Raw genomic sequence first — 22872 nt, 5'->3', positions numbered from 1 at the left:
CGTGGGGTTTCAACGGACGGGGCCGCGTGGCCCCGTCCGCGTTTGCGGTCGCCCCTTTCCTCGGTACAGGACCACGCACGCATGATCGCCGCCCCTCTCCGCAACCTGGTCATCGTCGGTGGCGGCACCGCCGGCTGGATGGCCGCTGCCGCGCTGGCGCGTGTGCTGGGCCCCGAGTACCGCATCACCTTGATCGAGTCCGAGCAGATCGGCATCGTCGGCGTCGGCGAGGCCACCGTGCCGCACATCAAGGCCTTCAACAATCTGCTCGGCATCAACGAGGCCGAGTTCGTGCGCCACACCCAGGGCAGCTTCAAGCTCGGCATCGAATTCGCCGACTGGCAGCGCCCGCGCACGTCCTACGTGCACGGCTTCGGCACCGAGATCGGGCATCCGCTCGGGCTGTTGCCGTTCCAGCAGTACTGGTTCAAGCAGGCGCTGGCCGGCAAGGCCAGGCCGCTGGGCGCGTACACGCTCAACACCGTCGCCGCCAAGCGCGACCGGTTCATGACCTCGGCCACCGACGTGCCGCCGAATTCGCCGCTGGCCAACATCGCCTACGCCTACCATTTCGATGCGGCGCTGTATGCCGGCTTCCTGCGCCGCTACGCCGAGCAGCGCGGGGTGACCCGGCGCGAGGGCATCGTCGAGGAGGTGCAATTGCATCCGGAATCGGGCGACGTGCTTTCGGTGCGGTTGGCGTCGGGCGAAACGATCGCCGGCGACCTGTTCATCGATTGCTCCGGCTTCCGCGGCCTGCTGATCGAGCAGGCGTTGCATACCGGCTATCACGATTTCAGCCACTGGCTGCCGTGCGACCGCGCGCTGGCGGTGCCTTGCGCCAAGGTCGGCCCGCCGACGCCGTACACCCGCGCCACCGCGCGCGCGGCCGGCTGGCAATGGCGCATTCCGCTGCAGCACCGCACCGGCAACGGCTATGTGTACTGCAGCGCGCACATCAGCGACGACGAGGCCGCGGCCACGCTGCTGGCCAACCTCGACGGTCCGGCCCTGGCAGATCCGCGCCCGCTGCGCTTCGTCACCGGCCGCCGCAAGCAGGTATGGAACCGCAACGTGATCGCGCTGGGCCTGGCCAGCGGCTTCATGGAACCGCTGGAATCGACCAGCATCCACCTGGTCCAGTCCGGCATTTCCAAGCTGCTGGAACTGTTCCCGCGCGAGGGCATCAGCCCGGTGCTGGTGCGGCGTTACAACGAGCGCATCGCCTTCGAGTTCGACCGCATCCGCGACTTCCTGCTGCTGCATTACCACGCCACCGAACGCGACGACAGCGCGTTCTGGCGGCACTGCCGCAGCATGCCGATCACCCCGGAACTGCAGGAGACGCTGGAGCTGTTCCGCGACAGCGGCCGCTTCTACCGCAACGGTGACGAGATGTTCGCCGAGATCAGCTGGGTGCAGGTGATGGTCGGGCAGGGCATCCTGCCGCGTGCCTACCACCCGCTGGTGGACCAGGTGCCGCAGGCCGACCTGGAGCGTTTCATGGCCAGCGTCGAGCAGACCATCGGCCATTGCGCCGATGCGATGCCGCCGCACCAGGCCTTCATCGAACGCTATTGCGCGGCACCGCTGCGCTGAGTGGCCGCAGGGCGCGTTCCGGTCACGGCCCAATCCGGCTGGGCCGTATGATGGTGCGACGCCTGTCGCTTGTGCGGTATCGGGCGCTGAATCACCGAGCCAGGAAATGAAGACCAGGCAGTTCACGTTGCTACGCTGCCGAAGAGAGGGTGTCGAGGCCGTGGCAGCGGACACGGCCCGGGTCTTTGGCCGTCACACCCACGAACAGTTCGGTGTTGGCCTGATCGCACGCGGCGCGCAGAAGTCGGCAAGCGGCCGCGGTGTGGTCGAGGCGGGTGCGGGCGACATCATCACCGTCAATCCTGGTGAAGTGCACGACGGGACGCCAATCGGCGATGGCGGACGTTCGTGGCGGATGCTCTATCTGGACCCCGTGACCGTGGACGATCTGGTCAGCGACGTTGCGGAAGGGCGGACCGCGTCAGCGTTCGAGTTCACCGCTCCTGCGATCCGTGACCCACGCCTAGCCATCCTGTTCAGGAGGCTCTTCCAGGCGATGACCTGCCGCGATGCAGGCCAGGATGGACTGGAAGCGGACGAAACGCTGTTGCTTTTCTTGGGCAGCTTGTTGCGGCCCAGGTCTGAGGGGCGGCCCTCGGTGCCGGCGGCAATTGCCTCAGCGCGCGCCCTGATCGACGACGATCCCGTGTCGCCTGTCACGCTCACCACGCTCACCACGCTGGCGCGCGAAGCCGGACTCAGTCGCTATCAGTTCCTGCGAAGCTTCGCACGTGCGACCGGCTTGACGCCTCACGCCTACCTCATGCAGCGGCGCATTCATCGCGCGCGGCGACTGATCGGTCGCGGCATGCGGCTCGCCGACGTGGCCGCCGCCAGTGGATTCTCCGATCAGAGCCACATGACGCGGTTGTTCGTGCGCAGCTTCGGCATGGCGCCCGGCACCTACGCCAAGGCGCTCGGCAGCGCCTGATCGTCTGCAATTTCGTTCAAGACGGTCGGATGGATGCGAGCGAGGATCGTGTTACACCTGTCTCGTTGCCAAAGGCACTGCCTTGCCATTTGCCTGCGCCTCCTGCATTCGCTGCGCCTTCCCCAGGCTCGCCACGTGCGCGCTTTGCCTGGAAGTTCCAACCCGACGCGCCGATGCACCTCGATGTTGGCCTTGCGCGTCGATCACAGCGGCGCAGGCGTCATGAACATCGCGTTTCTGTTTACCTCCCTGCTCGTCGTCGCTTCGCCCGGAACTGGCGCACTGGTCACACTGGCTGCAGGTCTGTCGCGTGGTGCACGTGCAGCGGTCGTCGCCGCCCTAGGCTGTACGCTCGGCATCTTGCCCCACATGTTGGCGGCGATCACCGGTCTGGCCGCGCTCCTGCGTGCCAGCGCCCTCGCTTTCGACGCGGTGCAGTACGCAGGCGTCGCCTATCTGCTGTACATGGCATGGATGACGCTCAAGGCAGATGGGCCTTTGAAGATCGAGCCCGATGGCTCCGTCCGGTCCGACGGGCAGGTGATCCGGCAGGCGATCCTGGCGAACCTGCTCAATCCAAAGCTGTCCATCTTCTTCTTCGCGTTCCTGCCGCAATTCGTCGGTCGAGGTGAAGCTCGGCCCACGCTCCGCATGCTGGGACTGTCGTCTGTCTTCATGGCGATGACGTTCGTCGTCTTCGTGGCCTACGGTGTCTTCGCGGCAGGCGTGCGCGACCGCATTCTTTCGCGCCCCGCAATACTCAAGTGGATGCGCAGGGGTTTTGCCGCGGCCTTCGTCGGACTTGGAGCAAAGCTGGCCCTGCTACAGCGGTAGCGGCCGAGGTTTGCAGCGCATACGCCTGGCGACGCACGTTCGGCAAGCCTCGCGCGGTGCCGCGTGCCGCGCTGGAGCAATGCGCCGGCTTCGGCGTGAAGGCCGAGTTGCGCAGGGTCGCCGAGGAACGCGACACCCCAAAAAAAGAGGCCTCGCGCACCAAGGCGCGGGCCTCTTCAAAATCCGACCGAAGCCGGAGAACGGTTTGTGGCGCATCTCCGGCAGAGCCGGACGCTGCGCATGCTACCGGCACCGCATAGCTAATGCAATGGTTTAAGTTATTTCATCCAAGCCTTTGATATTTATGGATCAATCACCGAGGCGCCGCGGCCAGAGTGGCGGCGATCTCCCGCTGGATCGCCTCGGCCGCGGCACGCGGATCGGCGGCCTGGCGGATCGGCCGGCCCACCACGATCGCATCGGCGCCGTCGGCGAAGGCCTGGGCCACGCCCACCGTACGCTGCTGGTCGTCGCCGACCGGACCGCCCGGGCGGATGCCCGGGCAGACGATGGAGAAGCCGGCGCCGGTGGCGCGGCGGATCGGTGCGGCTTCCTGGCCGGAGGCGATCACCCCGTCGATGCCGGCTGCCTGCGCGGCCAGGGCGCGTTCCACCACCACGTCTTCGGGCGCGCGGTCGATGCCCATGGAGGCCAGGTCGGCGCGGCCCATCGAGGTCAGTACGGTCACCGCCAGCAAGCGCATGTCGCTGCCGTTGGCCTCGGCCGCGGCCTGCATCATCGGCGGGTGCCAGCCGTGGATGGTGCAGTAGTCCACCGGCCACTGCGACAGCCGCCGGATCACCCCGCCCACGGTGGCCGGGATATCGAAGAACTTCAGGTCCACGAACACCCGCTTGCCGCGCGCGGCCAGCGTGTCCAGCACGTCGAAGTACTCGCCGGAGGCCAGCAGTTCCATGCCGATCTTGTAGAACGCCACCGCGTCGCCGAGCCGCTCGATCCACTCCAGCGCCTCGCTGCGCCCGGGCACGTCGAGGGCGAAGATCAGGCGCTCGCGCGGCGTCAGTGGCAGCGGCGCGCGGCTCACTGCGCCAGCTCCAGCGCCTGCACCTTGGCCTGGTGGCGCGCGGCCCGCGACTGGGTGAAGTCGTTGTTGAACAGCGCCGGTTCCCAGGAGCCGTAGCTGGGGTTGGGCAGCATCCACCAGCGCTCGCCGAACCAGTCGTGGTACTGCTGCAGCAATTGCGCGCGGCCTTCCGGGGTGTTGGCCACCACCTGCGCGAAATCGCCGAGCTGGTCGCCGAACTGCATCAGCACGCGGTACTGCTGGCCGACCAGCTTGCGCCGGCAATTCTTCTCCGAGCCGTTCTGCTCGCAATCCTTGACCACCGTGCCCAGGCCCAGCAGCACGCTGTTGTCGGCCACCGGCAGGCCGGCGCTGCGCAGGTTAGCCAGGGTCGCATCGGTCAGGTGCACGGCGCGGTTGGTCACGTACAGCACGGTGATGCCCTTGGCGGTGGCGGCCTTGGTGAAATCGACCACGCCGGGGATCGGCTTGGCTTTCTTCTCGGCCACCCACTGGTCCCAGGTGACCTCGTCGTATTCCTTGCCGTTGCGGATCAGCCGCGCCTGGTAGGGCGAGTTGTCCAGCACCGTTTCGTCCACGTCCATCACCACCGCCGGCTTCAACCCGGTGGCGGCGTTGCCGCGCTCCTCCGGCACCAGCGCGTCCCAGTTCGGTTGCTTCAGTGCCGCGTCCAGCCGGTCGGCGGCGGCGCGGTAGGTCTGCTCGGCCAGGGCCTGGTACTCGGCCGAGCGCTGCATCCACAGCACCGCGTTGAGATTGTCGTCGGCAGCGCCCGGGGCAGCAGCGGACGCGGTCGACGCGGCATTGGCGGTGGCGGCCGGCTTGGCGGCGGGGTCGGCGACCTGTGCTTGCGGCTTGCAGGCGGACAGGGCGAGCACGGCGCAGGCCAGTGCGGTGCGGGCGATCGGCGTCATCGGGCGTGGGAACCTGGGCAAATGAACCGCGGATTTTAGCCGGTTGCGATGACAGGCGTGCCGGGGCGTCTGGCACTGCTGCGCAGGGCGTGGCCGCCACGAGGCGATCGCCTCGGCCGCCTGGGTGCAGGGCGAGCCGACACTGCGAAGGACCGCCACCGTTGCTGCGTCGACGCCGGGTCCGCTGTCGGTGTGGATGCAACGACTGCACCCGGAGTGTCGCGCCGAGGGCTGTGGTTGTTTCAGGACGAGACCCTGCGGCTTGGCACGGCGATGCGACGGTGCCACGCATGGCGCTACAGCGGCCATGAGATGCGTGACGAGCGTCACTAGAAAAAGCGGCATAACGCACGTAAATGCTTGTTTTGAAGGGAATTTCCCGACACCGCGTGGGGAGTTTCCGGATCGCGCCGCGCTGTGGTTTGCACCACACTTATCAGTACGGAAAACCGCGAGACGCGGCGCCTCGCGCGCTGCGGCGCGATCGCGTCTGCGCATGCAGGCAAACGCCGGAAGCGTCACAGGGGACGTTGCAGTGGACAGCTGGAGAAAAGGAACTTCTCGCGTCGTGTTGGCCGCGTGCCTGCTTGCCGGCGTGCGCCTGGCACAGGCGCAGGAACCGCCGAGCACGCTCGACCGCCAGGAGCAGCTGCGCCAGGCCGAGCAGGTGCAGCGGCAGCAGGAGCAGGACCGGCAGGCGCCGTTCGTGGGCCCGCGCGAGGCTGAAGCGCCGGCCGACATGCGCAGCACCAGCTTGCCGACCGAAGCACTGTGCTTCCCGATCCAGCGCATTCGCCTCAGCGGCGGTGGTCCCGACGTGGCGCGCTTTTCCTGGCTGTGGCAATCGCTGCGCCGCTACGAGGGCCGCTGCATCGGCACGGTCGGCATCGACCTGATCCGCCGCCGTGCGCTGGACCAACTGGTCGCGCGCGGCTTCGTCACCACCCGCCTCGGCGTGCCGGCGCAGGACCTGTCCCGCGGCGAGCTGCGCTTCGAGCTGCTGCCCGGGCGCCTGCGCCAGGTGCGCGTGCAGTCGGCGGACGGCCGCGTGTTCTGGCGCGGTGCGCTGCCGCTGCGGCCGGGCGACGTGCTGGACCTGCGCGCGATCGAACAGGGCGTGGAGCAGTTCAAGCGGGTGCCGTCGCAGGACGCCAAGATCGATATCGCCCCGGGCGAGCAGCCGGGCGAATCGGACCTGCTGATCACCGTGCAGCGCAGCAAGCGCTGGCGCGCGGTGCTCAACGCCGACGACTCCGGCGTGCAGGCGACCGGCCGCTACCAGGGCGGCGTCGACTTCGCCCTGGATGCGCCGCTGGGCATCAACGACCTGCTCTCGATCGGCTACAACCACGACCTGGTGGACGACGGCGCCGCCCGCGGCACCCGCGGCAACAGCCTGTCGTATAGCGTGCCGTGGGGCTGGTGGACGTTCTCCCTGTCGCTGTCGTCGTACCGCTACCACCAGCAGGTGGAGGGTTTCCGCCAGAGCTTCCAGTCCAGCGGCAGCTCCGACAGCGCGCAACTGGATCTGCAGCGGGTGATCCACCGCACCGGCACCAGCAAGACCACGCTGGGCATGGTGGTGGCCAAGCGCGCGGCGCGCAGTTACCTGGACGGCGTGGAGATCGGCATCCAGCGCCGCCACACCACCAGCGCCGAGCTCTACCTCAGCCATCGCCACTACCTTGGCAAGCTGCAGCTGGACACGCGCCTGGGTCATCGCCGCGGTACCCCGTGGTTCGACGGGCAGTGGACCGGCTACGACCCGGCAGTGGGCTTCCCCGGCTACCGCTACGGCGTCACCACGCTCGACATCAGCGCCGGCCTGCCGTTCGCGCTGGGCCCGGTGGCGATGAGCTGGGACAGCAGCTTGCACGCACAGACCTCGCCGCAACTGCTGCTGGGCTCGGAATTCATCACCCTGGGCGGGCGCTACAGCGTGCGCGGCTTCGACGGCGAACGCACCCTGGGCGCCGAGCGCGGCGCGTACTGGCGCAACACCCTCAACCTGCCGGTGCAGCGCCTGGGCATCACCCCGTACCTGGGCGTGGATGCCGGCCGCATCGCCGGACCGAGCGCTGCCGGCCAGGCCGGGCGCAGCCTGGTCGGCGGTTTCGTCGGCGTGCGCGGTGCGCGCGGCGGGCTCAGTTGGGATGGCTTTGCCGGCTGGGACCTGCACGCACCGCGCGACTTCCACAGCGCGCAGCCGGCCTACGGCGTGCGCCTGATCTACCAGTTCTGACACGTCCCTGCCGCCGGCCGGCGGCAGGCAACGCGATGGGTTTTGCCGCGGTGCGCGGCACGAGAGACACGACGATGCACATGGACCGTACCGACCGCCGCAACCGCCTGCTCGAGCCGCTCAAGCGCGGCCTCGCCGCCTTGCTGTGCTGCACCGTCACCTGGACCTCGCTGCCGCTGTACGCGCAGGTCGCGCCGGTCGCCAATCCGGACGGACGCCAGCCCGGCCAGCAGGCCGCGGCCAACGGCGTGCCGGTGGTCGACATCGTCGCCCCCAACGCGCGCGGCGTCTCGCACAACCGCTACTCGCGCTTCGATGTCGGCAGCAACGGCCTGATCCTCAACAACAGCGCGCAGATCTCCAAGACCGAACTGGGCGGCTACATCGCCGGCAACGACAACCTGAAGAACAGCGGCGCGGCCACGCTGATCCTCAACGAAGTCACCTCCACGACCAGCCGCCTGCAGGGCTATACCGAAATCGCCGGGGCCAAGGCGCAGCTGGTGATCGCCAACCCCAACGGCATCGTCTGCGACGGCTGCGGCTTCCTCAACACCTCGCGCGTCACCCTGGCCACCGGCACGCCGCTGCTCGGCGCCGATGGCGCCTTGAACGGCTTCTCCATCACCGGCGGCGCGCTGAGCGTCGGCAGCAACGGCCTGGACGCGTACAACGTCGACCGCCTGGAGCTGCTGTCGCGGCAGTTGAGCGTTGGCGGTTCGGTGTGGGCCAAGGACTTGCTGGCCAGCGCCGGTGCGCAGCGCATCGGTTACGACGGCATGCTGCTGGAGGTGCTGCCGGGCAGCGATGGCGCAGCGCCGGCGATCGGCATCGACGTGGCGTATCTGGGCGGCATGTACGCCGACCGCATCCGCCTGATCGCCACCGAGGCCGGCGTGGGCGTGGTCAGCCGCGGCACCCTGTCGGCGCAGAGCGGCAGCCTGCAGATCGACAGCGCCGGCCAGCTCAGCCTGGCCGGCACCGCGGTGGCCCGCGACGACGTCGACCTGCGCGCGACCGGCGCGCTGAGCCAGCAGGGCGTGCTCGGTTCGCAGCAGGCCGGCGTGCGCCTGCGCGCCGCGCAACTGGCGCTGAGCGGCGACACCATCGCCCACGGCCTGCTCGACGCCGCCGCCACTGGCGCGCTGGCGCACAGCGGGCGCAGCAGCGCCGGCGCCATCACCCTGTTCGGCTCGGAACTGGACGCCGGCGGCAGCCTCTACAGCGGCGGCGATCTGGCGCTGAGCGCCAGCGGCGAATTGCGCAGCAGCGGCAGCGCCTACGCCGGTGGCGCAGCGCAGCTGCAGGCCGGAGCGGCCTGGCTGCAGCAAGGCGGCACCGTGCAGAGCGCCGGCAGCCTTGCAGTGCAGGCGGCGCGGATCGATGCCGCCGGCGTGCTCGACGCCGGCGCCGGCCTCAGCCTGCGCAGCGATGCCGACATGCGCCTGTCCGGCCTTGCCCAATCCTGGCAGGACGCGAGCGTGCAGGCCGGCGGACGCGTGGACACGCTCGGCCAGCTCAGCGCCGGCGGGCGCCTGGACCTGGGGGCGGCGGCGATCGGCAATGCGGCCGGTGCGGTGGTCTCGGCCGGCGGCGACATCGCGCTGGCGACGCCCGGCACGCTCGACAACGCCGGCACGTTGTACGCCGGACGCGACCTGCGCATCGACGCGGCCCGCGTCGGCAACACCGGCGGCAGCTACGCCGGGCGCAACGCCACACTCGCCACCACCGCGGCGCTGAACAACAGCGGCAGCCTGGTCGCCGGTGCCGCGTTGAGCGTGGACGCGGCGCAATTGCGTAGCACCGGCGAACTCGGCAGCCAGGGCGGCGACGTGGCCCTGCGCAGCCGCGGCGATCTTGCCCTCGCTGGGCAGGTCGCGGCCAAGGGCGCGCTGACCGCGCAGGCCGGCGGCGCCTTGCTGCAATCGGGCACCCTGGGTGCGGGCAGCGCGCAGCTGCAGGCGGCCGGCGACGCCGCGCTGGACGGTGTGGTGCGTATCGATGGCGACCTGCAGTTGAGCGCCGATGGCCAGTTGCGCAGCAGCGCCACGCTGGCGGCCGGCGGCAACGCCACGCTGCATGCGCAGGGCGCGTTGCTGCAGAGCGGGCAGATGCAGACCGGCGGCGCACTGGCGCTGGACGGCGCCAGCATCGCCCAGGCCGGCGTGCTGGATGCCGGCACGACCCTGGCGCTGCGCAGCGCCGGCGACCTGTCGCTGGCCGGCACCATGCAGTCGCATGGCGACCTCGCGCTGAGCAGCGCCGGCGCGCTGCAGAACCAGGCCCAGGTCGTGGCCGGCGGCGCGCTCAGCGCCAACGCCAGCGCCCTGAGCAACGCCGCCGGCGCCAGCCTGTCGGCCTTGGGCGACGCCAGCCTGACCAGCGCCAGTGCGCTGTCCAACGATGGCCAGCTGTACGCCGGTGGCGCGCTCGGCCTGCGCGCCGGCAGCCTCGCGCAGACCGGTTCGGCCAATGCCGGCACGACGCTGACGCTGACCGTCGATGGCGCCGTTGCCAACCAGGGCAACCTGGTCGGCGGCAGCGACGTGCAGGTCGATGCCGGCAGTCTCGCCAGCAGCGGCCAACTCGGTAGCCAGCACGGCCAGGTCGCGCTGAACAGCCGCGGCGATCTGCAACTCGATGGCGTCGTCGTGGCCGCCGGCGCCTTGAACGCGCAGGCGCTCGGCGATCTGCAGCAGCGCGGCAGCCTGCGTGCGGCCGGCGTACAGCTCGCTGCCGCGGGCGACCTGGGCGTGGCCGGCACCGTGCAGAGTACCGACACCCTGCAACTGCAGGCGCAACGTGCGCTGCGCGTGGACGGCCAGGCCAGCGCGAGCGGCGCGGTCGGCGTCAGCGCCGCCAGCGTCGCGCTGGGCAGCGGTGCCATCCTGCAGAGCGCGACCGCCCTGCAGGTGGACACGGCGGCCCTGGACAGCCAGGGCACGCTGGACGCGGGCACCGATCTGCGCCTGCACAGCACGGGCGACATGCACCTGGCCGGCCTCGCCCAGGCCGGCCGCGACATCGCGGTGCTGGCCGACGGCACCCTCGACAACCAGGCCAAGGTGTTCGCCGGGCGCGCGCTGCAACTCACCGCGGCCAGCGCCAGCAACCAGGCGCAAGGCCAGTGGCTCGCGCAGACGACGCTCGACGCCAGCGTGCAGGGCAACTTCGACAACGCCGGTTTGGTACAGGCCGGCCAGGCCGCGACCTTGAACGTGGGCAGCCTGCAGCAGAGCGGCCGCACCTATGCCGGCGATACGTTGACCGTGCAGGCAGCGACCGCACTGACCAACACCGGCGATCTGATCGGCAAGCACGATGTGGCGATCAGCGCCGGCAGCGTCGCCAGCAGCGGCCAGCTCGGCAGCCAGGACGGCCAACTGAGCGTGACTAGTGCAGGCGATCTGCAACTCACCGGCACCCAGGTCGCGGGCACCGCGCTGCATCTGCAGGCGGCGGGCGATCTGTTGCACGCCGGCACCAGCAAGGCGCAATCGGCGCAACTGGAAGCCGGGCGCGACCTGAGCCTGGCCGGCACGCTGCAAAGCGCCGGCACCCTGCAGGCGCAGGCGCAACGTGCGCTGCAACTCGATGGACAGGCGCTGGCCGGCGGCAGCGTGCAGCTGCGTGGTGCCAGCGTTGGCACTGGCAGCGCCGCGGTGCTGCAGAGCACGGCGGACATCGCCGTGGACGGCGGCAGCATCGACAGCCAAGGTGCGCTCGATGCCGCCACCGATCTGACCCTGCGCAGCCAGGACACACTGCGCCTGGCCGGCATCGTCCAGGGCGGCAACGACGTGCGGCTGACCGCCGCCGGTGCGTTCGACAACAGCGCCCGCGTGGTGGCCGGGCGCGACCTGCAGTTGCAGGCGGGCAGCGCGGTCAACCGCGCCGCCGGCACGCTGGTCGCTGGTCGCGCGCTGGATCTGCACGTCGATGGATTGCTCGACAACGCCGGCCTGCTGCGCGGCGAGCAGGCGCTGACCCTGCAGGCCGGCAGCCTGCAGCACAGCGGCACGCTCTCCACCGGCCAAGCGCTGACGCTGCGCAGCAGCGGCGCGGTCGACAACCGCGGCAACGTGATCGCCGGTGGCGACCTGCTGGTGGACGTGGGTAGCCTCAGCAACAGCGGCCAGCTCGGCAGCCAGAACGGCCAGGTCACGCTCACCAGCCAGGGCGACCTGCAGTTGGGCGGCAGCGTGATCGCCGCGCAGGCGCTGAAAGCCACCGCGCTGGGCGACCTGCGTCTGGATGGCGTGGCCAAGGCGCGCGCGATCGCCCTGAGTGGGCGCGATGTCGGCGTCGCCGGTGGATTGCAGAGCGCGACCGGCGCGACGCTGCAGGCGCAACGCGCGCTGAGCGTCGATGGCCAGGCGCTGACCAGCGGCGACCTACAGTTGCAAGGCGCCAGCGTCGCCACCGGCAACGCCTCGGTGCTGCAGAGCACAGCCGGCGCGATCACCCTGCAGGGCGGCAGCATCGACAGCCGCGGCACGCTCGACGCCGGCACCGATCTGGGCCTGCGCAGCGACGGCAACCTGGCCGTGGCCGGCGTGGCCCAGGCCGGGCGCGATGTCGTCCTCACCACGGGAGCGCAGCTGACCAATGCCGGACAGGTCCTGGCCGGGCGCGATCTCACCGTCACCGCCGCCGGCATCGCCAACGCTACCGGCGCCAGCCTCGCCGCGCGCGGCGCGCTGGGCCTGACCACCGCCGGCACGCTCGCCAATGCCGGCACCCTTCAGTCCGGCCGGGCGATGACCCTGCAGGTCGGCGACCTGCAGCACAGCGGCCAGGCCTATGCAGGCGACGCGCTGAGCCTGCACGCCAACGGCGCCATCGACAGCCAGGGTGACCTGATCGCCAAGCGCGACCTGCAACTCGACGCCGCGCGCATCGCCAGCACCGGCCAGCTCGGCAGCCAGAGCGGCCAGGTGACGCTGACCAGCCAGGGCGACCTGACGCTGGGCGGCACCGTCGCCGCCGCCACCCAACTCAGCGCGCAAGCGCAGGGCGATCTGGTGCAGGCCGGCACGCTCAGCGCGCAGGCACTGGACCTGCGCGCCGGCCGCGACCTGACCGTGGACGGCCAACTCGCCACCACGCAGGGACTGCAGGCGCAGGCGCAGCGCGACCTGCAAGTGAACGGCAGCCTCAGCGCCGGCCACGACGCCGCCCTGCAGGCCGGCGGCACCCTGCGCAGTGGCAGCCAGAGCGTGCTGCACAGCGCCGGCGCGCTGCAGTTGAACGGCGCGGCCATCGACAGCCAGGGCACCGTCGACGCCGGCACCACGCTGGCGATGACCAGCACGGGCGATCTCGCACTCGGTGGCCTGGTGCAGTCCGCTTCGACGCTCGACCTACGCGCCACCGGTGCCCTTAACAATGCCGCCCAAGTGGTCGCCGGCACCGACCTGAGCATTACCGCCGCCAGCGCCACCAACAGCAGCAGCGGCCTGCTCGCCGCCCTGGGCAACGGCACCTTCACCGTGAGTGGGGTGCTCAGCAACGCCGGCGCGTTGCGTGCGCGCCAGCGCCTGCAACTGGACGTCGGTTCGCTGCAACAGACAGGCCGCAGCTATGGCGTGCAGCGCTTGGCGCTGACCGCCAATGGGGCGGTCGACAACCGCGGCGACCTGATCGCCGGCAGCGCCCTGCGCGTGCAGGCGGCCAGCGTCGCCAGCAGCGGCCAGCTCGGCAGCGAAACCGGCGACGTGGCCCTGGTCAGCCAGGGCGATCTGAATCTGGGCGGCACCCTGGCTTCGGCCGGCGCCTTCAGCGCCCAAGCTGGCGGTGCGCTGACCCAGAGCGGCGCCCTCAGCGCCGCGACCACGCTGCAACTGCAATCGCACGGCGACCTGACCGTGGCCGGCACGCTCAACGCCAACCAGGTGGTGCTCGGCAGCGACGCCAGCGTGCTCCAGCACGGCACCGTCAGCGGTGCGGACATCGCGCTGCAGGGCCAGCGCATCGACAACGCCGGGCAGACCCTGTCCAGCGGCAACCTGCGCCTGAGCGGCGGCACGGTTGCCATTGGCGGCGTGGCCGCGGCCGGCGTGCGCAGCGATGGCAGCCTGGGCAACAGCGGGACGCTGACCCTGCATGCCGACGGCACGCTCAGCGCCAGCGGCCGCCTGATCGCCGCCGGCAACCTCGCCGCCGATGCCGCACAACTCGCGCTGGCCGGCAGCACCGCCCGCGTCGGCGGCGACGCCACCCTGACCGCGAGCGGCGACGTGGATCACCGCGGCGCCGACCTGCTGGCCGGCGGCCTGCTCACCGTGCGCGCCGGTGGCGCACTGGACAACAGCGCGCTCAACGGCGTCGGCGGCACGCTGCAGGCGGCGGGCCTGGACCTGAGCGCGGCGACGCTGCGCAATGGCAATGGCGCCCTCGTGCAGAGAGGCAGCGGCACCACCCGCATCGCCGTCACCGGTGCGTTCGACAACGGCAGCGGCCGCCTGGTCAGCAACGGCAACGACCTGCAACTGGGCGCGGCGTCGATCAACAATGCGCAAGGGCGCATCGAACACGCCGGCAACGGCACGCTCACGGTCAGCAGCACCGGCGCCCTCGGCAATGCCGGCGGTCGCATCCTCACCCAGGGCCAGCTGCAACTCAGCACCGGCAGCACGCTCGATAACCAGGGCGGCGCCATTGCCGCGGCCGGCGATGCCAGCGTCACCGCGGCCGGACTGGGCAACGTCGGCGGCAACGTGTCCGCACGCGGCCTGAACCTGCAACTGGGCAACGGCGCGCTCGACAACCGTAGCGGCGTGCTGCAGGCCGCCGGCGGCAGCCTCATGCTGCACGCCGACAGCCTCGACAACCGCGGCGGCACGCTGCAGGCGGTGAGCGTCAACGGTGTCGGCGGCGACCTGCGCGCCGATCTGGCGCATGCGCTGACCAACGATGGTGGCCTGCTCGGCGCCAGCACCGACCTGACCCTCGGCGCAGAGAACGTCAGCAACAGCGCCGGCACCCTGCAGGCCGGGCGCGATCTGGCGTTGACCGCGCGCGGCCAGCTCGACAACCACCAGAGCGGCCGCATCGGCGCCGCCCGCGATCTCAGCGTCGCGGTCACCGGTGCGCTGCTCAACAGCGGCGGCCAGCTCGACAGCGGCAACGCCCTGACGTTGTCCGGCAGCCGCATCGACAACAGCCAGGGCAGCATCGTCAATAACGGCGGCGGCCTGACCCGGCTCACTACCGGCGGCGACCTGCGCAACGTCGGCGGCAGCCTGGGCGGGCGCGGCAGCGCCGTGCTCGACGCCGCCAGCATCGCCAACGGCAGCGGGCAACTGGTGGCCGGCGGCGACCTGATCGCCAACACCAATGCGCTCGACAACCAGGGCGGCAGCGCCTACGCCGGCGGCAGCATGCTGTTGCAGCGGAGCGGTGCCACGCTCGACAACCGCAGCGGCAAGATCAAGGCCGAACAGGCGGTGCGCCTGACCCTGCAGAGCCTGAGCAACAGCGGCGGGCAGATCGGCGCCGGCAGCAGCACCGGCGGCGCGGGCGACGTGGCCATCGATACCGTCGGCTTCGACGGCGGCGGCAGCATCCTCGGCCAGAACCTGCTCGACCTGACCATCCGCAGCGATTACACCCATCGCGCCGGTGCCGACATCACCAGCAACGGCGACTTCCGCCTAGCGGTGGGCGGCAACTTCGTCAACGCTTCGGCGCTGCAGGCCGGACGCAGCCTCGGCATCAATGCCAGTAGCATCAACAATCTTGCCGGCGCCAGCATGCGCTCAGGCAACGTGCAGTTGAACACCGGCGGCAGCGTCACCAACGCCGGCGACATCTCCGCCAGCGGCAACCTGCAGGTCACCGCCGGGTCGGTGACCAACACCGGCAGCCTGGTCGGCGGCAACGTGCTGGTGGACACCGGCACCCTGGTCAACGGCGCCGACCTGGGCGGCGCCACCGACAACGCCGCCTATGGCAGTGCATTGATCGGCGCCACCAGCGGCATGACCTTGCTGGTGCGCGACCAGTTGGTCAACCGCGACGCGAAGATCTTCAGCCTCGGCAACATCGCCATCGGCGCCGCGCGCGACGGCAATGGCACGCTCACCGCGCGCACCGGCACATTGGACAACGTCTCCGGCAGCATCGAGGCCGACGGCAGCATCCTGATCGCGGCCAATCAGATCAATAACCGGCGGCGGGTGCTCAATACCCAGACCGGCCCGCTGTCGGATGCGGACAAGGCGGCGGCCAATGCAGCGATGCCGAGCGAGTTGATCGAAGGCAGGGGGATCACGTATCCCAACCAGCCCTACTACATTCGCGTGCCTTATCAAGGGCCTAGCCCTGGCGTCTACCGGGAGTACTCGGTCGAGCAGCGCGAGCGCCTGATCGCAGCCAGCGCGGAAGGGCGCATCGCCGCGGGCGGCAACATCGCGCTGTCCGGCAGCGTGACCAACAACGCCTCCACCATCGCTGCGGCCGGTGCACTGCAGGTCAATCAGCGCGGGGTCGGCGGCATGGCCGACGGCATGATCACCGGCGGCGAGTCCGTGGCGAATCAGGCGTTGGCGCTGAAGCAGCAAGTGGTACAGCGTGATGTCGAGCATAAGGTCATCGCGTACATCGACGACTGTGCGATGACGCAAGTCTCCGGACCCAACGCACGCAAGAGTCCGATCTGCGGCTACAACCGCGAAAACAACGTGCTGTCGACCACCACGGTCGACTCCAGCTACATCGCCCTGGCCGCCAACATGACCGGCGGCCAGGGCGTGTCGATCAACGGCGCCACCATCAGCAACGGCGCGGTCGGCAGCGACGGCCGCAGCATCAGCGGCGCGTCCTTCAACGCCACCCAGGGCGGGGCACTGAACCGTCGCGGCACGCAGACCGCCAGCGGTGCTGGGAATACCTCCGTGCAGGCGCAGACCGCGGCGGCCACCGGCAAGGCTACGGTTGGCAACCGCATCGTTGCTGCCAGCCTCGATGCCATCCGCATCGACGACGGCCAGGCCACCCTGGTCGGCGGCAGCAACACCAATGCGTCGCAGGTCCAGGCCAGCGGCGTGCAGGCCCAGCTCGGCGGCGCCGGCACCGGCAGCCGCAGCCAGGTCCAGGCCGGCACCGCGCAGGCCGTGCTGACCGCCGGCACCGTGCCCGGCCAGTACCAGCAGATCGATCCGGGCACCGGTCAGGTGCCGCAGGTGGTCGGCGGCGTCGGCGCGCCGCTGGGCAACATCGTGTTGCCGATGGGCGGACTGTATCGCCTGGTCGGCAGCAGCGGCGCCAGCGTCAACACGCTGGGCCGCGCCGCCAACGGCCTGGGCGGGGTCAAGGCCAACACCAGCGCCCCCGGCCGCCGCTACCTGATCGAGACCGATCCGCGCTTCGTCGACTACAACAACTTCATCAGCAGCGACTACCTGCTCGACAAGCTCGGCGTGGATCCGCAGTGGACGCAGACCCGCCTGGGCGATGGCTTCTACGAGCAGCGCCTGGTGCTGGACCAGATCACCCAGCTTACCGGCCGCCGCTACCTGGGCAACTATGCCGACGGCGTGGCGCAGTACCGTGCGCTGCTGGACGGCGGCGTTGTCGAGGCCGACGCCTTGCACTTGAGCGTGGGCGTGGCGCTGACCGCCGACCAGGTCGCCGCGCTGACCCACGACATCGTGTGGATGGTGGAACAGGAGTATCAGGGCCAGAAGGTGCTGGTGCCGGTGGTGTACCTGTCGTCGAAAACCGCGCTGACCCTGCGCAGCGATGGCGCGCTGCTGGCCAGCGACAGCGGCGATGTCTCGCTCAACGCCACGGCCGGCCTGAGCAACACCGGCACCATCAGCGGCGCAAACGTCAGCGCCACCGCGGGCAACCTGCTCAACCAGGGCCGCATCGTGTCCAGCGGCACCGTGGCGCTGCAGGCCAAGCAGGACCTGCTCAACCTCGGTGGCCAGATCGCTGGCCGCGACGTGCTGCTCAGTGCCGGCCGCGACCTCACCAGCACCACCCGCGACGCCCTCGCCGGCGGCGACCTTCGTTCGGGCATCACTGCCGGCAACAACCTGCTGCTGCAGGCCGGTCGCGACCTCAGCCTCACCGGCACCACCGTGCAGGCCGGCAACAGCGCCGCGCTGCTGGCGGGCAACAACCTCACGCTGCAGCCCACCGCGCTGCGCGATGAGTCCGGCCTGATGCGCGGTGGCGATGGCACCAGCCTGACCGTCGGCAACAACCTGTCCCTGCAAGCCGGCAACGACCTGCAACTGCACGGCGTAGCGATCGCCGCCGGCGGCAACGCCGCGTTGCAGGCTGGGCACGACCTGTCGCTGACCCCGGTCACCGATGCCAACGGCAAGGCCACGGTGCGCACCAGCCTCGAGACCGGCGGCAGCCTGCAACTGGCCGCCGGCAACGACCTCACCATTCGCCAGGCGCAGGTGAAGGCCGGTGGCGACCTGGTCGCCGCGGCCGGGCACGACCTCGACGTGACCTCGGTGCTGGGCGACAGCCGCACCGTCACCGACCAGACCCGCCAGGGCAAGACCAAGGTCGTCACCACCACCACGACCCAGGACCTCGACCAGCAGGCGCTCACCGCCGGCGGCAACCTGGTGCTCAGCGCCGGCCACGACGTCAACCTGACCGCCGCCAAGCTCGACGCCGGCAAGGGGTTGGCGGTGGTCGCAGGCAACGACCTCAACAGCACCACGCTCACCACGGTCGACAGCAGCACCACCCTGGAGACGCGCAAGCGCTTCAAGCAGACCACCAGCACCCGCGACGAGACCGTCCACGGCAGCGAGTTCACCGCCGGCGGCGACATCGCCCTGCAGTCCGGCCACGACGTGAACCTGACCGCGGCCAAGGCGTTCACCGAGACCGGTGCGCTGGCGGTGTCCGCCGGCAACGACGTCAACCTGCTCGCCGAGCAGGAGCAGCACGACGCCGTGCAGGACATGCAGAAGAAGAAAAAGGGCTTCCTGTCCAGCAAGACCACGACGACGCATGACGAGTGGCACGACAGCACCGCGGTGGCGACCACGCTCAGCGGCGACACCGTGCAGATCGCCGCCGGCCACGACCTGCTGTCGCAAGGCGCGCAGGTCGCCGGCACCGGCAACGTGGTGGTGGCCGCCGGCAACGACCTGACGCTGGAGACGGCGCAGAACACGCATAGCGAGGAGCACGAGAAGAAAACGAAGAAGTCCGGCATGTTCGGCAGCGGCGGCATCGGCGTGACGTTCGGCACGCAGAAGATCCAGAACAATGCCGACACCACCGACGTTACGCATGTCGGCAGCACGGCCGGCAGCGTGGAGGGTGACGTCACGCTGGTTGCGGGCAATCGCTATGCACAGACCGGCAGCGATGTCCTGGCGAATGCCGGCGACATCACGGTGAAGGCCAAGGACATCGCCATCACCGAGGTCCACGACACTACCGATGCCGAGCAGCGCAGCAAGTTCAGCCAAGGCGGCCTGTCGATCACGCTTAGCTCTGCGGCGCTGAGCCTGGCCCAGTCCGCTTACGACACGGGCAAGGCCGGCTCGAAGGTCAGTGGCGATGCCCGCATGCAGGCACTGGCAGCCGGTTCTGCGGCCTACAGCGCCTATGGGGCGGCCAGTTCGCTGAGCCAGACCGGAAGTGCGCTGGCCAGCGGCAATGCAGCAAGCGCGGCGCAAGGCGCGAACATCAGCATCGCGGTGACGGTGGGCGGCAGCAAGAGCGAGAGCAAGAGCACGCAAGAAGCAGAGCAAGCCAAGGGCTCCAAGCTACAGGCAGGTGGCGACGTCAACCTGATCGCCACCGGCGGTGGCGATGCCAGCGACCTGCTGGTACGCGGCAGCGACGTCACGGCCGGACGAAACCTGCTGCTGGCTGCGGATCATGACGTTACCATCGAGGCGGCCAAGAACACCGCCGAACAGCACAGCACCAGCAAGAGCAGCAGCGCCGCCGTCGGCGTTGCAGTGACCTACGGTGCGGATGGGTTCGCGGCGGGCGTGACGCTGAGCGCCAGCGGAGCGCGTGGCAAGGCCAATGGCGAGGATGTCAGCTACACCAACAGCCATGTGGCCGCGGGCAACAACGCCACGATCATCAGCGGCAACGACACCACCCTCAAGGGCGCACAGGTCTCCGCCGACAAGGTGATCGCCGACGTCGGCGGCAACCTCAACATCGAGAGTCTGCAGGACACAAGCACCTATGCCAGCAAGGACAAGTCGGTCGGTGGCAGCGTCACGTTCGGTATGGGGTTCAGTGCTAGCGCCAGTTACAGCAGCAACAAGGTCAATGGCGATTACGCCAGCGTCACCGAGCAGAGCGGTATCCAGGCGGGCAAGGGTGGCTTCGACATCAATGTGTCCGGCAACACCGACCTGAAGGGTGCGGTGATCGCCAGCAGTCAGGAAGCGATCGACCAAGGCAAGAACCGTCTGAGCACTGGCACGCTGACCTATAGCGACATCGCCAACACCAGCAGCTACGACGCCAAGGGCATCAGCCTGTCGGGTGGCTACAGCGTGGGCTCGGGCGACGATACATCCAAGGGCAGTGAGGGCCAGACGCCTTCCACCACCAACAATGGCAGCAAGTGGTCCTGGCAGAACTACAACACCGGGGCCAGCGGCAGCGCGGCGGGCTACGGCCATGAGAGTGGCGATGCACAATCCACTACGCACAGTGGCATCAGTGGCGGGACGCTGGTCATCACTGACGAAGCGGGGCAGCAAGCAAAGACCGGCAAGAGCGTGGCCGACACGCTGGCAGGCCTGAAGCGGGATGTCGTCACCGGCGATGGCGCCAATGGCCTGACCAAACAATGGGATGGGCAGAAGCTGCAGGAGCAGGTGGCGGCGCAGGCGCAGATCACGGCGACATTCGGGCAGCAGGCCACGCACGTGATTGGCGACTACGCCGAGAAGAAGATGACGGAGGCGGCAGACCTACGTCGGCAGGCCAATGACACGACCGATCCGGACCAGAAGGCCCAGCTCACCGCACAGGCCGACCAACTGGAAAGCCAGTGGGGCAACAACGGCAGCTTGCGTGTGCTGGCGCACACGGTGGTTGGAGGACTCACAGGTGGGCTAGAGGGTGCGACCGGCGCCGCTGCAGGCACGCTCGCTGCGCCCGCCGTGGCAACCGCGCTGCGGGAGGCGGGCGTCACCGGGCCGTTGGCGGACACATTGACCGCCTTGGCGTCGACGGCGGCGGGTGCGGTGGCGGGCGGCACCGCGGGTGCTGCGACCGCCAGCAATGAGGTGGTGAACAACTATCTCAGTCACGCCGAGCGGATGGAATATCTGAAGGCGGCGTTGGAGTGCGCACAGACGGGCGAGTCGTGTGGAGTGGCCGCCGGCTACGAAGTCAAATCCAACGAGAGAAACGAAGCGCTTAAAGAGGCGTGCGTTGATCGCGCAAGTGCGGCATGCCAGACAGCACTAGCAGATGCGCTCAACGCGGCCGAGGACCAAAAAGCGCATCAAGCCGACTACATTTCTTGGATGGCAGAGAATGCCGGCACGATCCACGCGCTGAATGGTACCCGCAATAACGAGACGTTAGAGTCCAGTGTGGTGACTCATACCACCACGCAGGATGTTGAGCACAAGATCACCTGTGCGATGGCGGGTAGTAACTGCAGCGACGCGGCACTCCGCCTTCAGACGTACCTGGGTAATGTTCCTGTGGGCGATGCGGCGCAGGATGCGTTGCTGAGAACCGCATTAACCGGCCTTGGAACCCAAGTGGGCTCGGTAGCGAGAGTGGGCGAGACCATTACTGGAATAGCCCAAGTTGTTTGGAGCATGACGCCTTACGAGCGTTTGAAGAGCAGTTACAACGATCTTAGCTATCTCCAGGAAAACGGGATCGGTGCCTACATGGATCGTAGTCTCGATCAAGGCGCTGGCCTGCTGCATGGTGTGAAGGATTACGCTTCAGCGATCGGGTCGGCTGCTGCCACCGGAGCGCTCGGCTCTTGGGATATCTATGATCTGTATGAGCAGGGGAGAACCCAGGGCAAGGTTGGGATCGACATCCTTAGTCTCCTTATTCCTGCAGGAGCGGCAGGCGAAGCCGGCACGGTCGCGGCAAAGGCGGGAAATACCTTTACGGCAGGCGAGCTGATTGCCGCGTACAGAGAACTGAAGCCTGTCGTAAGCGAAGGCACGGCAAATGCAACAACTGCTGGCGCTTTGGCAGCGGAACTTCTAGCACGGCAAGCAAAGGATCCATTACTTGGCACTACTCTACCTGGTGCTACGGCTCCAGTGAAAGTAACCGCGGAAACCACTATTGGAGGGAAAACCTTAATTGATGTGAATCAGACGGCTCGTCCTTCTTCTTGGGTAGATCCAAACAAGCCAACATTGATATCTGACTTGGTTCCACCTGGTGATCCTAACGGAATAATGAAAAATGCCCATGCGGAGATTGGATTGATTCAGCAGGCTTATGACGCCGGCTTAACTCAAGGTCAAAGTATGACTATGGTGGTTAGAGGAAAGGCTGTATGTGATTTTTGTAGTCAAACGACAAATTTAATCGCTGCAGCGGATCGTGCTGGTTTGAACAAGTTGCAAGTTTTTGATACGGTAAGTGGGAAAACTTACACGTGGATTCGTGGATATAAGGGGTGGGTAAAGTGATTTCTGGAGCGGAAAATCCGGTATTTGAGTTGCGTTCACTTGATGCGTCTGCGCCTCCTCCTGCAAGAGTTATTGAGAATCCTTGGTGGGATGAGGTTGATGGTGCAATAAAGCGATGCTACAAAAACGATGGATTTTTAACTTTACAAATAATCTTGCCAAAGGGCGGGTATATTCAGGAATTAAGTATGAATTGCATTTCCGGTGAATTTAGGTTGATTGCAAAAACAAATGACGACGACCCCAGGATGCAACTCTTAGAGTGGTGGGATCCAAGTCTTATTAAATACACTGGGAAAGCTGTCTTTGACGAGGATGAATGGGATTCACGGACTATCTCAAAGGATTTAGCTGCAGCAGAAAGATTATTTTTAGATTTCTATAAAAACGGCGATCTTTGTTTTGATTCTTTAAAAGACATGCGCTCACAATGGGACCGAAAGCCTATGGAATAGTGATTTAGTCATAATCTGGTAGCATGCATTTATGTGCCGAAGTAGATCACGCTCCTTTCTTGCTACCACGCAACTTAAGCCTACAACACTGTGACATGGCGCAAACGGCGTTCGTCCCTTGGTGTGATTCGAGTGGCGGCCGAGGACTAATAGCGGCTCCGGAGGTAACATCGGTTTGAAAGTTGGTCGTAGGTAGTCGGCGCCAGCATCAAT

The 22872-nt window shown here is 68.1% G+C and carries 8 protein-coding genes; 6 read left to right on the top strand and 2 right to left on the bottom strand.

What is annotated here, in order from left to right:
• Positions 1–81 precede the first annotated feature (81 nt).
• From FHR56_RS17900 to FHR56_RS17890, 3 genes are all read left to right on the top strand, one after another.
• The gene (locus FHR56_RS17900) at positions 82–1599 is read left to right on the top strand and encodes a tryptophan halogenase family protein (protein WP_160946885.1); all 1518 of its coding nucleotides are present in this window, start codon (positions 82–84) and stop codon (positions 1597–1599) included.
• Between the two features lie 106 nt (positions 1600–1705).
• Positions 1706–2530, top strand: coding sequence for an AraC family transcriptional regulator (locus FHR56_RS17895; protein ID WP_160946886.1), 825 nt, complete (start codon positions 1706–1708; stop codon positions 2528–2530).
• A 222-nt stretch (positions 2531–2752) separates the two neighbouring features.
• Entirely contained in the window at positions 2753–3364 is a 612-nt protein-coding gene (locus FHR56_RS17890) for a LysE family translocator (RefSeq protein ID WP_160946887.1), read from the top strand.
• Positions 3365–3677: 313 nt separating this feature from the next.
• Here the strand turns inward: FHR56_RS17890 and pyrF are convergent, their stop codons facing one another.
• Entirely contained in the window at positions 3678–4409 is a 732-nt protein-coding gene (pyrF, locus tag FHR56_RS17885) for an orotidine-5'-phosphate decarboxylase (RefSeq protein ID WP_160946888.1), read from the bottom strand.
• Entirely contained in the window at positions 4406–5323 is a 918-nt protein-coding gene (locus tag FHR56_RS17880; protein WP_160946889.1) for a 5'-nucleotidase, lipoprotein e(P4) family, read from the bottom strand. Before FHR56_RS17880 ends, pyrF begins: the two co-directional genes overlap by 4 nt.
• Positions 5324–5819: 496 nt before the next feature.
• Between FHR56_RS17880 and FHR56_RS17875 the strand changes: the two genes are divergently transcribed.
• From FHR56_RS17875 to FHR56_RS17865, 3 genes are all read left to right on the top strand, one after another.
• Complete coding sequence (locus FHR56_RS17875) at positions 5820–7565, top strand: ShlB/FhaC/HecB family hemolysin secretion/activation protein (RefSeq protein ID WP_184502707.1); 1746 nt, start codon at positions 5820–5822, stop codon at positions 7563–7565.
• 80 nt (positions 7566–7645) lie between these two features.
• Entirely contained in the window at positions 7646–22204 is a 14559-nt protein-coding gene (locus tag FHR56_RS17870) for a hemagglutinin repeat-containing protein (protein ID WP_237473136.1), read from the top strand.
• On the top strand, positions 22192–22659 hold the full coding sequence (locus FHR56_RS17865; protein WP_160946892.1) for a hypothetical protein: 468 nt from the start codon (positions 22192–22194) through the stop codon (positions 22657–22659). Before FHR56_RS17870 ends, FHR56_RS17865 begins: the two co-directional genes overlap by 13 nt.
• Positions 22660–22872: the final 213 nt, after the last annotated feature.

Origin of the sequence: Xanthomonas sp. F10, from assembly GCF_014206815.1 — a bacterium.
Lineage (GTDB): Bacteria > Pseudomonadota > Gammaproteobacteria > Xanthomonadales > Xanthomonadaceae > Xanthomonas_A > Xanthomonas_A indica.
The sequence above is the reverse complement of the archived record's forward strand: the minus strand, read 5'-3'. Positions and strand labels throughout refer to the sequence as shown.